The 14,576-nt window shown below is 62.8% G+C and carries 14 protein-coding genes; 1 reads left to right on the top strand and 13 read right to left on the bottom strand.

Annotation, left to right across the window (positions count from 1 at the left end):
* Positions 1–9: 9 nt before the first annotated feature.
* The 4 genes from ACPYIS_RS06250 to ACPYIS_RS06235 all read right to left on the bottom strand — a co-directional run bounded on the left by ACPYIS_RS06250 (position 10) and on the right by ACPYIS_RS06235 (position 4,948).
* The gene (locus tag ACPYIS_RS06250; protein WP_424894893.1) at positions 10–627 is read right to left on the bottom strand and encodes a hypothetical protein; all 618 of its coding nucleotides are present in this window, start codon (positions 625–627) and stop codon (positions 10–12) included.
* 175 nt (positions 628–802) lie between these two features.
* Positions 803–2,011, bottom strand: coding sequence for a hypothetical protein (locus ACPYIS_RS06245; protein WP_425974030.1), 1,209 nt, complete (start codon positions 2,009–2,011; stop codon positions 803–805).
* 177 nt (positions 2,012–2,188) lie between these two features.
* Positions 2,189–3,178 (bottom strand): IS5 family transposase, encoded by a 990-nt coding sequence (locus ACPYIS_RS06240; RefSeq protein ID WP_066708478.1) that lies wholly within the window; start codon positions 3,176–3,178, stop codon positions 2,189–2,191.
* A 1,518-nt stretch (positions 3,179–4,696) separates the two neighbouring features.
* Positions 4,697–4,948 carry a helix-turn-helix domain-containing protein gene (locus tag ACPYIS_RS06235; RefSeq protein WP_424894894.1) on the bottom strand — a complete coding sequence of 84 codons (252 nt, stop codon included), beginning with the start codon at positions 4,946–4,948 and terminating at the stop codon, positions 4,697–4,699.
* Between the two features lie 123 nt (positions 4,949–5,071).
* Between ACPYIS_RS06235 and ACPYIS_RS06230 the strand changes: the two genes are divergently transcribed.
* Positions 5,072–6,271, top strand: a complete 1,200-nt coding sequence (locus ACPYIS_RS06230) for a tyrosine-type recombinase/integrase (RefSeq protein WP_424894895.1) — start codon at positions 5,072–5,074, stop codon at positions 6,269–6,271.
* Here ACPYIS_RS06230 and ACPYIS_RS06225 read toward each other — a convergent pair whose 3' ends face one another.
* The 9 genes from ACPYIS_RS06225 to ACPYIS_RS06185 form a co-directional block, all read right to left on the bottom strand.
* The gene (locus ACPYIS_RS06225; protein WP_424894896.1) at positions 6,272–7,282 is read right to left on the bottom strand and encodes a Fic family protein; all 1,011 of its coding nucleotides are present in this window, start codon (positions 7,280–7,282) and stop codon (positions 6,272–6,274) included.
* Positions 7,283–7,499: 217 nt separating this feature from the next.
* On the bottom strand, positions 7,500–7,928 hold the full coding sequence (locus tag ACPYIS_RS06220) for a holin family protein (protein WP_424894897.1): 429 nt from the start codon (positions 7,926–7,928) through the stop codon (positions 7,500–7,502).
* The gene (locus ACPYIS_RS06215; protein WP_425974029.1) at positions 7,925–8,443 is read right to left on the bottom strand and encodes a glycoside hydrolase family 108 protein; all 519 of its coding nucleotides are present in this window, start codon (positions 8,441–8,443) and stop codon (positions 7,925–7,927) included. The genes ACPYIS_RS06220 and ACPYIS_RS06215 overlap by 4 nt, the downstream gene beginning before the upstream one ends.
* Positions 8,440–8,769: a phage holin family protein gene (locus ACPYIS_RS06210; protein ID WP_425974027.1), complete on the bottom strand. Its 330-nt coding sequence runs from the start codon at positions 8,767–8,769 to the stop codon at positions 8,440–8,442. Before ACPYIS_RS06210 ends, ACPYIS_RS06215 begins: the two co-directional genes overlap by 4 nt.
* 10 nt (positions 8,770–8,779) lie before the next feature.
* Positions 8,780–9,838, bottom strand: coding sequence for a phage late control D family protein (locus tag ACPYIS_RS06205; RefSeq protein WP_424894900.1), 1,059 nt, complete (start codon positions 9,836–9,838; stop codon positions 8,780–8,782).
* A 12-nt stretch (positions 9,839–9,850) separates the two neighbouring features.
* Complete coding sequence (locus ACPYIS_RS06200) at positions 9,851–10,087, bottom strand: tail protein X (protein ID WP_425974025.1); 237 nt, start codon at positions 10,085–10,087, stop codon at positions 9,851–9,853.
* Positions 10,084–10,983, bottom strand: coding sequence for a phage tail protein (locus tag ACPYIS_RS06195; RefSeq protein WP_425974024.1), 900 nt, complete (start codon positions 10,981–10,983; stop codon positions 10,084–10,086). The genes ACPYIS_RS06200 and ACPYIS_RS06195 overlap by 4 nt, the downstream gene beginning before the upstream one ends.
* Positions 10,984–11,013: 30 nt before the next feature.
* Positions 11,014–14,151 carry a phage tail tape measure protein gene (locus ACPYIS_RS06190; RefSeq protein WP_424894903.1) on the bottom strand — a complete coding sequence of 1,046 codons (3,138 nt, stop codon included), beginning with the start codon at positions 14,149–14,151 and terminating at the stop codon, positions 11,014–11,016.
* 170 nt (positions 14,152–14,321) lie between these two features.
* The gene (locus tag ACPYIS_RS06185; protein WP_424894904.1) at positions 14,322–14,573 is read right to left on the bottom strand and encodes a phage tail assembly protein; all 252 of its coding nucleotides are present in this window, start codon (positions 14,571–14,573) and stop codon (positions 14,322–14,324) included.
* Between the last annotated feature and the right edge of the window lie 3 nt (positions 14,574–14,576).

The raw sequence follows: 14,576 nt of genomic DNA, 5'->3' as shown, positions 1-14,576 counted from the left end.
GTGGGCGGATTACCGCCGCCGAAACCTCTCCGCCACCCACGCCACCACACCGCGCTTGGCCGGTTGTGTTGCCTGCGCCTCCTCGCGCTCAATCAGCGCCAGCGCCTCCTTCACGCCCATGGGCACGATGCCGTCGGCGGTGACGAGTCCTCGGCGCTTCAATTCCTCGTGCCGGTACGGGTCGCGGCGATTGGGGATCAGAGCGTACTGGGCCTTGAGCAGTTGCGACTGCGCTTCGACAGACAGTTTACCCTCGGCCTCGTATCGGCGTTTGAAGGCTTCGCGGTGCTTGGGTAGGACGCTGCCGAAGTTGTCCAGGCAGTCGGTGACGCCGGGGATGAAGTGCTTGACCAGTGCCCAGTGGCCCATGCGGTAGACGCCAGCCTGGAAGACCACCTCGTCGTGCAGCCTCTCCTGGTCGGGTGAGCGCTGCCGGTAGGCGGCGATGAACACCTCCAGCGCGTCGGCCAGCTTCGGAGCGCCGTCGTCAAAGGCCAGCAACGCGCGCCAGTTGGCGGCCAATTGGATCAGTCGCTGGCGCTCTTTGTCAGAGAACGGCGCGTGCAGCATCTTCTCCAGCGTCTTGACCTGGCTCGACAGGCGGCTGTGCTCGCGGTTGATGAGCACGGCGATCAGGGCAGGATCTGGTTTGGCGATGGCGATAACTCCTTGTCATTTCTTCCGTAAAGCCCCTGCTCACCCGCAAGGCCCTTATGGAAAAAACCCTGCCCCTCGTGAGAAGGACAGGGTTTCAATCACCTCAAGCACCTACCCGAGGGCGGGTGCTTGTCTCCGGGGGAGATTAGGCAATAGTCAACAGCTCAGTTGCAGAAATGCTCGATGTGCCCAAGGACACAACGCCGGCCAGCTTAATGACGGCATCGGTGCCCGACACGAAGGAATTACCGGCGGACTGGTCAACGACCAAGTACGTGTCACCACCAAAGTTGAACCACGCAAGAGTGTTGGCAGCACCTGCTGCAGCGGCGTCCAAGTACTGGTCAAATGTAGCGGCAGCACCCAGCGTGACCTTAGCTGCGAGCATTTGAGCAGCAGTTTTTGCTGCGACAGTACCCAATGCAGACAAATCAATGATGTCACCAGCAGTTGCATCAGCGATGGTCAGGTAGGCCGTTTTTGTGCCTGCTACACCGGCAACAAACGTATCGTTGCCTGCGCCGCCTGTGAACACGTCAGCGCCACCGGTGTAAACCAGGGTATCAGCGCCGTCATTACCAAAGATGCTGTCGTTAGCCGTGGCACTACCAGTCAGCGAATCGTTACCCGAACCGCCCTTGATCGTGACATTCTCAGCAACGGTTACGTTGGCAGAGACGAAAGTCACAGCCAGAGCAGCTGCATCAGCAGCAGCGCCAGTCACACCGCTAGCGTCGAAGCTGGTGATGGCAGTGTTGCCGGTGTTGGTCAGGTTCAGACCAGCGTTACCGGTCACCACAACCGACTTGGCAGCGGTGGCCACCAGGGTCAGCGTGTTTGTATGTGCTGTGGTGTCAGTATCGGTGCTCGTAATGTTGACAGTTTCAACGCCGGCCAGGGTCACGCTACCGGCAGTCAAGGCGGAGGCAGACTTTAGGGTGAGGTTGAAGGTGTCATTCGTGCCGGTGGCGTTCGCCAGCGTCACAGTGGTACCGCCGGTCGGGTTACCCAGAACGGTCAGACCGACACCAGCAGCAACATTGGTGAAGGTCGTCGCACCAGCCGTATTCCCGATTTCCAGCTCGATGAAACCATTGGCGTTATGGCTACCTTGAGCAGCAGCACCTGCAACACGCAGGACTTCGAAGCCACCAAAGGCCGGGTCAGCAATGAAGGAAGAACCGTTGGTGTTGGCAACCAGGGTGTCCTTGCCATCGCCGCCGTTCAGGGTACCACCGGTGCCCAAGGTCGCCGAAGAGAGGGTCACAACGTCATTACCCGCACCCATGTTGATAGCCTTGGTGGTCGCGCCAATCGAGATGGCATCGGCGCCAGCGCCACCAACGAACAGCACGTCGTTAGGGAACCTCTGCACTACCCCGCCCACTCGTTCGTGGCGACGAGTTCAGGGTCAATATCGTTTCGTAGGATGGGATCGAAACAGATGCTGAACGGTTCTTGGGCTCCAGCAAGCCCCTTCGTGGGCCCTCTGCAGCCTCATCCGGCCCCAGTGAGCCCACTGCGGGCGCACTTATCCCGTCGCAGCCAGCAAGGCTTTGCGCGCCAGCCACAGATTGACCAGCGCAAACAGGACGTTGAGCTGCGCGCCGTTCTTGGCCAAGCCTCGATAGGGCGTCTTGCGGTAGCCAAACTGGCATTTGAGTACCCGAAACGGATGCTCACCCTTGGCACGAATGCGCGCCTTGGTGCGTTCCAAGGCATCCATCACCTGGCCAAGAAAAGTGCGCTTGTCCAATGCCCGGCGCTTGCCCGGCCGCATGGCCACGTGCCAAGCGACTTGCTTGCCCTGGTTTTCCGCTCGCTTGTCCACTCCCTGATAGCCCGCATCGGCAAAGACGTCGGTCTCTTGCCCGTGCAAGAGCCGATGCGCCTGCGTCACATCCGAGACGTTGGCAGCGGTGGCCACCACCGTGTGTACCAGCCCTGTCTCGGCGTCGACCCCAACGTGCGCTTTCATGCCGAAGTACCACTGGTTGCCCTTCTTCGTCTGGTGCATCTCAGGGTCGCGCTCACGGCGGGCGTTCTTGGTCGAGCTGGGAGCAGCAATGAGCGTGGCATCCACGATGGTGCCGCTCTTGAGCATGAGGCCACGCTCGGTCAGGATGCGATTGACCGTCTCGAGGATACGCTGGCTCAGGCCGTGTTGCTCCAGCAGGTGGCGAAAGCGCAGGATGGTGCTCTCATCCGGCACGACATCCACCCCCAGGTCCAGACCAACAAAGCTCGCCAGCAGCGGCGTGTCGTACAAGGCTTCCTCCACCGCCGGGTCCGACAGACCAAACCACTGCTGCAAAAAATGAATCCTCAGCAGCTTCTCTACCGCAAAGGGTGGCCGCCCACCCTTGGGACCCGCCTTCGGCGCATACGGCTCGATGAGTGCGACCAACTCTGCCCACGGCACCACACGGTCCATCTGCTCCAAAAACGCACGCTTGCGGGTGCGCTTGGCGCGCAGCTCAAAGCCCGTATACATCGGCGCCTCCAGACTCATCTGCTTCATGTCGCTATTGTCCCATCCCGGCAGTCTGGCAGGAAGGTTTTGCAGACCTTCCTTAGCCAGAGCGGTGCCCAGCGAAGCGCCGCCGGTGTTGGTCACGGTGATGGTCTTGACATTGGCCATCGTCTGAGCCGTCAGAGTCACCTTGGCGTCGCCAGAGATGTTCAGCGCGGTTGCGTCAGCAGCGATCAGGTCCGCGATGGTGGAAGCGGTACCGGTGGAAGCCAAGTTGATGGTGGTGAAACCATCGTCAGAAGCAGCTTCTGCGTCGGTGATCGCGCCAGCGGTCAGGCCGCTCACGTTCAGGTTCAGCGTGTTGGCGGTCGGGGTAGCGGTCAGTGCGCCACGGCTAATTCCAAGGGTGCCACCAGTACCAGAGAGATTGACGGTGGTCAGCGCGCTGGAGTCGATGGTGGAGTTGCCGTAGTTGTTGAGGGTGACGGTAGCAATCGTGCCTGCAGCAGTAGCCGAAGCAGCGTTGACATCGGTGACAGTCACTTGGCCGTTTACGATTGCTGCACGCCCCACACCAGCGGCGCCAGCGACTCGAGTCTGAGCAGCGGTTTGAGACACGCTAACTTCGGTCGTCGAGGCATTGCCGGTAACGTTGACCGCGCTCAATGTCAATGCATCAGTCGCGTCATCCGATCCGCCCGTGACGGTACCCTTCACGTCGACATTAACCTTCGTGCCACCCGTGACGGAGACTTGGCCCATCGTCAGCGTCGTGCCGCCTGTACCATCAGCCAGCGTACCTGCTGCATTAACCACCACTGCACCAGCCGCAGCCGTCGTGCCGCCCACGGTAACGGTACCGGTCGTCACACCGGTCGCATTCACGGTCACATTCTTGCCGCCATTGACAGCAACGGCGTTAGCAGCTTGGGCGCCAGCAGTTGCGGTGACATCAGTGGTCGCGCCAGCGGTCAAGGTTTGCGGAGCGCCAGAAGTCGTGGTGTTCAGCGCAGTCAGGCCTGCAAAATTAGACGCGGTATTCAGCGTGATAGCGCCACCAGAGGTGACGTTGACGGTTTCAATGCTGGTCAGAGTCACACCAGTGGGCAGGCCAGTGACGGCAGCGGTTTGAATCCAGTTCAGGGTATCGTTGCCTGCACCACCGTTGATCTGGTCGCCAACCGTCAGGGTTGCTACGCCACCGGACTCGCCAGCGGTAAAAGTGTCGTTGCCCGACGTGCCGGTCAGATTGTCCGTACCCGTAGTGAGCGTAATAGCCAGCTACTCTGCAATCCCTTTGTAAGTCAAAGACTTACGCGCGTTTCGCAGCCCTCGAAGCACCCACTTCCGACCACTTTCCTACCGCAAAAGGCATATTTTCAGTCTGATCGGATATTTCCTTTGTCTTTTCAAAGACTTAGCCGCGTCACCTATCTATATAGACGCAATTTGCAGCCAATCCGACGTACCAACTACCTACCAACCGAAGCCATCTAGTACAAAGGCCACCCAATGTGTCTCATCAGGTGGCCTTTGTGCCTTTTGGGGTGGCACAGGATGCTGTGCTCATTGTGGCGGATCAGGCGGATTTTGTGCCTTGAGAATGACGCCAATCGCGCCGTCATCGCGCGTGACGAATTCGATGCCGGCCAGGGTCAGGGCCTTGACCACCTTGTTCAGCGTGGAGCCTCGGCTGTCGGCCAGCGCTCCTTCCATGCGCAGCAGCGCTGACATCGAGATGCCCGAGGCCTTGAGCAGGTCTTCCCGGCTCCAGCCCAGCATCGCGCGCGCGGCGCGGATTTGTCTTCCGTCGATCATGGTCGACTCCTTCTTTTTGCTCGGTCTTGGTAGGTAAATATTTCTGCTTGATTAGACTTTTTTTGTGTCTTTTTCGGCGCATTGTATCGTAACATGACCCTCAATAGATAGAGGAGCACGACGATGCCTGCACAAGCGTTGACGACCGAATTCCTGGCCACGCTGCCAGGTCGCGAGCCTGCCTCCGGGGCCGTGAGTTACTTCGATACGGAGATCAAGGGCTTCTTGCTGGAGCATCGCGCCAGTGGCGGAGCGACCTTCTACTTCCGCTACCGCGATGCCGCCGGCAAGGTGCGACTGAACCGGATTGGCCGGGCCGATGAGATTTCGGTGTCGGACGCCCGGGCCAAGGCGCACAAGATGAAGCAGATGGTGACCGAGGGTGGTGACCCCAAGGTGGAGAGCCACCGCTTCAAGGATGTGCCGACCTTTGGTGCTTTCGTGGCCGAGCGCTATCTGCCCTACGCCAAGACGAGGAAGCGCAGCTGGGAAACGGATGAGACGATGCTGCGCAATCACCTGCTGCCGGTGTTTGCCGATTTCCGGATGAACCGGATCACCCGTTCGGATGTGGTGGCCTTCCACCACGCGGTGTTCGAGAAGGGCTACGCGGCCGGGACTTGCAACCGGATGATCGTGCTGATGAAGTTCATCTACAACTGCGCGATCCGCTGGGACATCTTGCCGCCCAAGAGCAACCCCTGCGATGGCGTCGAGCCCTTTGAGGACCACGGTGCGCGAGAACGGTACCTGACCACCGAGGAGGTGCAGCGGCTGTTTGACGAGCTGGACACCAACCGCAATGTGCAGGTGGGCCAGGTGATCCGGCTGCTGCTCTACACCGGGGCGAGGAAGCGGGAGATCCTGGATGCGCGCTGGGATGAGATCGATTTCAACCGGCGGATGCTGACGGTGCCGGCGGCGCGCTCGAAGTCGAAGAAGCCACGCCACATTCCGCTGTCGGATGCGGCCATCGAGTTGTTGCAAGCGCTGCCACGGCAGGAGGACATCCCCTGGGTGTTTTTCAACCCCAAGACGAAGAAGCCGCCGGTGTCGATCTTTTATGCCTGGGACTCGATCCGCAAAAAGGTCGGGCTGGAGGAAGTACGGCTGCATGACCTGCGCCACAGTTACGCGAGTTTCCTGGTCAATGCCGGACGGTCGCTGTACGAGGTGCAAAAGCTCCTCGGCCACCACGATCCCAAGGTGACGATGCGCTATGCGCACCTGTCGCCACAGGCGATGCTCGAGGCGGTCAATGTGGTGGGGAGTGTCGTGGGGCGGAGGCCGGTGGCAGGGCAGGCGCTGGCAGGCAGGGTGTGATCAGCGCAACGTGTACCAAACACCTCGGCCGCTGCCTTGCTGGCTGAGGTGTCCGTGTTCTACCAAACGACGCAGATGGTGCTTGATCGTGTTGCGGTTGGCGCCTGTAACTTGAACAATCTCAGCCATCGTGGCCCGCCCGCGCTCGCGAACCATTTCCACGATCTGCAGCGACAATTCCGGAAGCTTGGCAAGCAAGAGCTTCTCGCGCTCGATCTTCTTCTCCAGCCGCCGCACCTGCTCGGCCAGGGAACGCAGAAAAAACACCAGCCATGGCTGCCAGTTCGGAGCCTCGGTACGAATCGTGCCTTGGGTCTGGCGCAGCGCCAGATAGTACGCTTCCTTGTTGAGTTCGATCACGCTCTCGAGTGAACTGTATGGCACATAAGCATAGCCCGCCTGCAAGAGCATCAACGTAGTGAGGGCACGGCTGAGCCGGCCATTGCCATCCTGAAAGGGATGAATCTCCAGAAACACCACCACGAAGATCGCTGCAATCAGTAGTGGGTGCAACAGCTTGGACTCGCGCTGTTCATTCACCCAATTGACGAGTTCTGTCATCAACCGTGGCGTGTCGAACGGGGAGGCAGTCTCAAAGACGACACCAATCTGCTCACCGCGCTCGTTGAAGGCGGCCACGCTGTTGGTGCTGGTCTTGTACTGTCCCCGGTGCCAAGCATCCTTGTCGCTGTACTTGAGCAGAATCTGGTGCAGTTGTTTGATGTAGTTCTCGGTGAAGGGGATGTCTTGCCAGGCGTTGAACACTACGTCCATCACCTCGGCGTACCCCGCGACTTCCTGCTCGTCACGCGTCTCGAACCGCTTGATCTCTAGGTTGGCTAGCAGCTGTTCGACCTCGCGATCGGTCAACCTGCTGCCCTCGATCCGCGTCGAAGAGCCAATACTCTCGATGGTGGCCACGCGTCGTAAAGCCGACAGACGCTCTGGCGCAAGAGTCCCCAAGGCACGCCAAGCGCCTTTGAACTCATCGATCTTGGCGATCAGCGCCAAGATCTCTGGGGTGATCCGAAGGGTATCAGTTCGTAACATGATCCAATAATAGACCCATTTAGACCCATTTTGCAAGTCGATACCAAAAAATGACCTGATTTGATCCATTCAAGAAGGCCTGGTGGCAACCCAAACGCAACACCCCCGACCCCACTACCCATGCAGGCAGTGAGATCGGGGGATCGTCGTTTCAGGTTGTCGTGCCGGGCAGCACCAGTCACCGAGCCGGCCCGCGCCACTTGTCGAAGCTGCGCGCGCCGGTGTAGCCCAGGTAGCCAGCACCGAACAGCCACCACAGACTCTCGGGCACCGCACCCAGCAGCTTGTTGAGGTTCTCCGCCGCCTGGAAGACGTGCGTGGGCCACCAGATACCGATGATGGCGCCAATCACGCACAGCAGGATCACGCCGTAGATCACGTACAGAAACGTCGGGCGTGCCCGGCTGGTCCAGGGATCGGCCGAGTTGGCCTCGGCCAGAATCGCCGAGAGGCTGGTCTGCATCTCCTGCAGCGCCAGCTGCCCCTCGGCCTGCAGCAGCGCGAGCTTGGCTTTCTCACGTTCGGCTGGGTCAGGCACCAGGCGGTCGATGAGTCGGCTGCCGGCTTCGAGCAAGCCCGGGGCCAAGGTGGTAAGTATCGGGGTCATACCGTGCCCTCCACGAATTCCGCCATTCGGTTCATCCAGCCAGCGGCGAAGGCCGACTGCTTCGGATCGTTGGTGATCAGCCGACCGAGGTGGCGTAGGCGCTGGCCGAGCACCTTGCCGTAGAGCACACCTTGGTCAGCTTGTGCGAGTGCCGCGCTGGTCTTGGGACCGATCACGCCGTCGGCCGTGACGCCGAGAGCGCTTTGCAACCACTGCGCCGCTCGCTTCGGTCCGGAATGCACACCGGCATCGACCAGCAAATGCAGCAGCGCCGGATGCGTGATGACCTCGAACCCTGGGCCGGTGATGTACTGCTGGCGGTAGAGGGCACGGGCTTCGGTTTCCGTCAGCGCCTGCACTTCAGCAACCGTGGCGGGGCGACCGAGCTTGCGCCAGTTGCCCAGCGTCTGCGCGGTGATGCCGAAGTTCGTCGGCCCGCCCCGGTCAGCCGGGTGATTCACGTAGCCGCCTTCCCGTCGCAGGATGTCATCCAGAATCTGTTCGATGGGGTTCATGACCGCTCCTTGCTGGTCGAATTACCCAAGCGCGTCTGCGCCCAGCGCTCCAATTGGTAGATGGCCTGGCTGCCCATGTGGCCGGAGATACCGACCAAGGCTGCCGTGACCAGCGGATTGAACTGCGCGGCCTCGCACAGCCAGAAGGTGATGAGCCCGGCAAACGCCGAGGTGGCGATCTCGCCGATGAGCTCGACCACGTTGAAGGCCCGGGTTTCGCCCGACTTCACCTTGCGATAGAAATTGACCAGGCCACCCCAGGCAGCCAGACCCGTCACCCACAGGTAGGTGATCAGGCCGTAGGTCGAAGGATCTTTTTCGGGCACAGTGGCCTCCTTACTCAGATTGGGTGATGGGAACGGGGGCGGCGGTGAAGCGCTCGCACTCGACCTGCGTCGTGTAGCCCTGGGCACCGAGGCGGTGCTCGACGCGCTTGATGCGCCAGTCGGTGGGGATGCCCGGGCGCAGATGGATGGACAGCCGGCCTTCTGCCGCCAGCCTGGGATCGCCCGGCAGGCTGAACGAGAGCTCGCCCTGGCCGCGTTCACCGGTGTTCTTGCGGGTGGCCGCTGCGGCCTTGGCCTCGGCTTCCGTAGCATGGACGTAGCGGATTTCCTCGAAGGGCGGCGATCCGGTGGTCACTTCCCGGCGCTCGCCTTTCTCGAAGTCCCACCAATAAGCCTTGGTGCCGCCGGTGCTGACCTGCGGGGGCGACTGGCCGTTTTCCCCTTGGGCGCTGCCGGTACCAGCCGGTTTGCGTGCGCTGTGCTGGTAGCGCCACTGCGCCAGTTGCTCGGGTTCCAGCCGTAGCGTCGGCAGCACCTGACCGGTGATGGTCTTGGCCGCACCTTGGCGAGCCAGCACCAGAAAGCCCGCGACAGGCTTCGCTACAGCATCGTGCTTCGTGGCCAGACGCGTCAGCAACGCCATGTCCGACTCGGCCGTCTGGTCCAGATGGGGAACAGCGATGGCACCGAGTTCGGGGTCGATCTTGGCCTGGTAGCGGTGTTCTGTAGCGATGGCTTCGACCACGGCCCCGAGCGTCGTCGCCTCCCAGGAGCGCGTCTTGGGACTGCGAAACGGCCCGACCATGTCGGCCGCCTTGGCTGAGACCGACAGCGTCGCTGGGGGCGAACGGATTTCGATCTCATCGACGATGAACTTGCCCATCGCCACCCAGGCGCGGCCAGCGTAGGACAGCGAGACTTCGAGCACCGTGCCGATCTTGGGCAACTGCGCAATCGCCCCATCGGCGCGGCGTCGGTCATCCAGCGTCAGGCGCAGGGTATCCGAGGACAGACCGGCTTCATCGGTCACCACCAGTTCGAGCAGCCGGTCGGCCACGGCGCGGGTGATGTCGGTGCGGTCCGCGAGGATCAGGAAGGTGGGTTGCATCGCACGTCTCCTCTACGACCAGATCCGCACCAGCGGCAGCACGGGCTGGTCGCGAAGTGCGGGCATCAACACCGGCGTACCTCCCGGCAAATGCAGCATCTGCGCCACCGGTAGCCGTGCCAGTGGCCGGTTGGCTTCGATCACCAGCGGCAGCACGTCGAGGCGGCCGTAGTGCCGCCAGACCAGGGCATCGAGCATCTCGCCCTCGCGGGCGGTAACCACCTGGGCGTCGAATGTCTTGCGGCTCATGGCAAGGCCTCCTGCAACCAGACCAAGGCGGTGCGGGTTTTTTCCAGCAAGGCGATGAGCTCGCCGGCGATCTCGCTGTGGCGCTGGCTGTAGAGCACCGGGTCGATGCGCGCCTGGATCTGGGCGGCCGTGGTCCACAGCGCATTGATGGCGGTGAGCAAGGCGGTGATCTGTGTGTCCAGCGCAGCAGAGGAACTCAGCGGTGCATTGGAAGCCGTGATCACCTGCTGCACCAGCGGATCGATGGCGGGGATCGTGAGGCCGGCCGACCTCAGCTGGCTGTGCAGGCCGTTGAGGCTGGGGCCGAAGGCGGCGAGCAGCTCCTTCAGGGCGGTATGGACCGAGGTCACCGTGCTCACATCGCTCCTGGTCCCTGTTTCTTCCAGCAAACCGGGCAACGATCCGAGCAGGTCATCCATGGCGCCAATGGGATCGGTGAGCACCGAATCGATGACCGAAAGCACCGCGAACGGGCTCCAACCACCCGAGTAATCGGTGACGGTCTCGTCCTCACCGTAGGCCTTGAGTTTCACTTCAAAGCCCACCCGGCGCGGCTGGCCGTCGTCCATCAGCACGCTGCGGGTGTCGCCCACTTCGACGATCACCCACGACCCCCACACCCGGCCCAGGCCATCGACCAGTTGCAGCGGCTCACCTCGGTCGGCCAGTTCGCGCATCTCTTCGACTTGTGCCAAGCCGGCATCGAACCCCGGAAACAGCACGCCCTGCAGCCGGATCTCGGCAGGCTCGCGGCCAGTGAACTGCAGCGCGGGTTCGCGCCCGATACGGGCCTGCTCGGGCCAGCGCCAGGACTGGCTCATGGCCAGGCTCTGGTAGGTCGCGTGCCCCATCTCGAAACGAAACGGCCCCAGGGCCAACATCACACGTTCGGCCATGGCCAACCTCCGCAACAGGAAAGAAGCAAATCAGTCGTGCAGTGCCGCGCTGGAGCCGCGCAGCGCCTCCCGGATCAGGCTGCGCAGCCGACTGTCGAGCAGATCGGCCAGTGCCTGCGGGTCGCTGCCCGCAGGTGCGTGGATGGTGATCTGCGGCGCGAAGTGGATCGAGGGCGCACCGGGCGTGTGCGGTGCGCTGGACGAAGACGGTGCCGCCAGTGACGGGCTCCCGGGTGTGGAGATCTGACCAGACGGCACCGCACGCATTGAACGAGGGAGAACAGGCTCGTCACCCTGATTGGCCCCATCACGACGGATCGACACGCCCCAGTCCGGCGGCACGGCCAAGCCCATCGAAGGCCGATCCGGCGAGGGCAGCCGCAGACCCTGTGCTGGCGATACCACGTCAGGGTTGGCCAGCGACAACGGCACGGCCTGCAGCGATTGGGCCAGTTGCCCGACTTCACTCACCACCGCCGGCCCGGCCGCCGCCACCCCTTGCGCCAGGCCAAGCGACAGCGCGCTGCCCAGCGTGGCGAACACCCGCGACGGGCTGTGGATGCCCAGCATCGCCTTGAAGCGGTCACGCACCCCAGCGGCCACTTCTCCCACAGCGGCGACGGCCTGCTCTGCGGCATTGCGCACGCCTTGGGCGAGGCCTTGCAGCATCGCACTGCCCAGGCTCATGAACTGGCCGGGCAGGCTGCCGAGCGCACTCAGCATCGACCCCAGAACCGACTGCAGTGCCTGCAAGGGCGCGAAAGATCCCAAAGCCGCAGTGAGTTGCTGCCAGGCCGACTGCGCACCACTGACCACGCTGCCCCACAGGCCGCCGAAGAACCCCGAGAGGGGTTGCCAGGCGGCTTGCAGTGCAGCCAGCGGCGAGAACGACACCAGCCACCGAAAGCCTTCCATCACCCAGCCCACCAGGGTGCCCACGGCCCGGATCGGAAACGTCAGTGCCGTAAAAGCCGTGCTCAACACGCTGCCGATCACCGTCCCCAGGGACTGGCCCGATGCCGAGAGGCTGTCGAATTCATCCTTGGAGAGCGTCACTGGAGCGAGCAGATCGCCCACCCAGCCGACCAGGCCGCTGATCGCATCGGCGATGAATCCGAACACCGACGCGACCGCCCGCCCAATCGGTGCCAGTGGCGCCAGCGCCGTGGAGAGGCTCGCGATGGCCGGCTGCACTGCGGCGCGAATGCCTTGGAACACGCCACCCACATAGGCAGCAATGGGGTCCCAATATTTGCGGATCACCAAGGCAAGGCCTGCGACGGCGACCCCGATGCCAGCGACGATCCAGGTGATCGGGTTGGTCAAGAGCGCAGTCGTGGTGGCACCAATGGCCGGCAGCATGCCCCAGAAAGCCAGCGCCGCCGACTTGATCGGCGCGATCAGCCCGAGGGCGCCCGTCTGAATCCGCGCCCAGGCCAGTGACAACAACCCGCTGCTGGCACCGGTCGCTGCTGCCTGCACTTGCAACAGCGCAAGTCCTGCCCGCGCCGATTGAAACGCCACCTGGGCACCGAGGATCGGCCCCTTCACAAAGGTCCAGGCATAGCCCAATGCGATGGTGGCCACCTTCAAGCCCAGCACGGCACCGACGGTGCCCACCACCACCTGGGTGACGATGGGAAACCGTTCGGCGAGATGGGCCAGGCTATCGATAGGCCCCATCAACGCGCCCACCAGGCTGTTCAAGGCCGGCAGCAGCGCATTGCCCACCGTGATGCCCAGCCGGCTCATCTGGTTCTTGAGGAGCTGCAGATTGTTGGCGGTGGTGGCCGAGCGCGCCTCGTACTCCTTCTGCATCGAGCCGGCGTAGGCCGTCTGATCGGCCACCAGGTCCACTGCCTTCTCGTAGGTCTCCATCGAGCCCACCAGCTTGGCGATGTCGTCGGCGTACTCCATGCCGAAGAGATCCGACAGCGTGCCCATCAGGTCGGGGGCGTTTTTGACCTGCCGCAGGAAGGTGGTCAGCGCGCCTTGGGCGTCACGCTGGATCATCTGCTTCATGACCTCGGCCGACAGCCCGATGTCCTGCAAGCCCTGCTGGAACTTCTCGTTCTGCTTGTCGGCGGTGGCCAACTTCATCAGCAAGGCATTGATGCCGGTAGCCGCCACCTCCGGGGGCGTCTTGAGCGCCAGAAAGGTCGCGCCCAAAGCATTCAACTGTGCGCCGGACAGGCCGAAGAGTTTGGCGGTCGAACCGGCCCGGTTGGCGATGTTCAAGAGATCGGACGCCTTGGCATCCATGTTGTTCGAGAGGTGGTTGATGGCATCCCCCAACTTCACCACCTCGTCCTGGGTCAACCCGAAGATCGAGCGCAGGCCCGCCATCGCCGCGCCGGCCTGCTGGCCCGACAGGTCAAAGGCCACGCCCATTTTGGCGGCGTCCTCGGCAAAGCGCAGCAATTCCTCGCGGGCGATGCCGGCTTGGCCGGCGGCCGCGACGATGGCGCCGATGCCGTCAGCGGCCATCGGGATGCGCGTCGACATCAACAGCACATCTTTGCTCATCTGCCCGAACTGATCCGGCGTATCGAAGTTGACCACCTTCTTGACGTCGGCCATCACCGACTCAAACTGGACAGCCGGTTGCACCAGGCCATACAGCGCACCGCCCAGGGCCACCGCATCCATCATCTGGGCACGGTAGGCGCTGCGGCTCTCCAGGTTGCGGGCCTGTGCCTGCTGGGCACGGGTCAGGGCTTCGGTGCGGGTGCGCAGGGTCTCCAGCTGGCTACCGAGGCGCGCAGACTCGCTGCCCATGGCACGGGTGTTGACGCCAGCACGTTGCAAAGAGGCGCTAAGTTCATCGACGGCCGAGCGCTGGCGACGGTAGGCTTCCTCGGCACGCGTCGCTGCGGCACGCGCCCGTTCGAGTTCGCGGGCTTGCTTGGCCGAAGGCTCGCCACCTTGGTTGGCGATGTTCGCTTCCAGTCCAGAGACCTTCTGCTGGGCAGCACGCATGGCCAGGGCGGCATCCTTGGCTTGGGTGCGCAAGGTCTCCAGCTGCTTGATACCCGACTGCTTGTTGCCCAGTTCGGCCATCGTGCTGCCCAACTGGTTGAGCTGGGCCTGAGCACCGCGCACCGCCGAGCCCAGGGAAGCCGCCAGCGTGGCACCGATGCTGATCTGAACGGGATGCGCAGTGGCCATGGCGTACCTCGGGAAACGACAAAATCAGGATGTGGCCGTGGCAGGCGACAGCCGCCGCGCCAACGACAAGGCCTCGACCAACTCTCTCACCTCCAGGGCAAGCAACTCGGATCGAGGCCAGTGGGTGTAGAGGGCGAGCTCCACCACGAGGGCGGAGAGCTCACCCGGATTCACTGCAAAAAACCGCCCAGCACCTTCTGCAACTGGGCGTAGTCCTTCATGTCCAGCTGGTGGATGGCGGCCGGCGGCAGCTCGGCCAGGTTGGCGATCAGCCGGATCTCGCGCTCGGCATCGGTGCCGGCCGACTTCTGCGCAGCCAGGTGGTCGCCCACCGTGGGGCGGCGCAAAGCGATCTCCTGGATCGGCAGACCGTCGTGTTCGATGGGGAAATTGAGGGTGATGCGTTCGGGGATGGGTTTCATGGG

This window comes from Tepidimonas sp. HKU78, assembly GCF_049860815.1.
GTDB lineage: Bacteria > Pseudomonadota > Gammaproteobacteria > Burkholderiales > Burkholderiaceae_C > Tepidimonas.
Note: the sequence above shows the minus strand (reverse complement) of the source record. Positions and strands in the feature narration are given on the sequence as shown.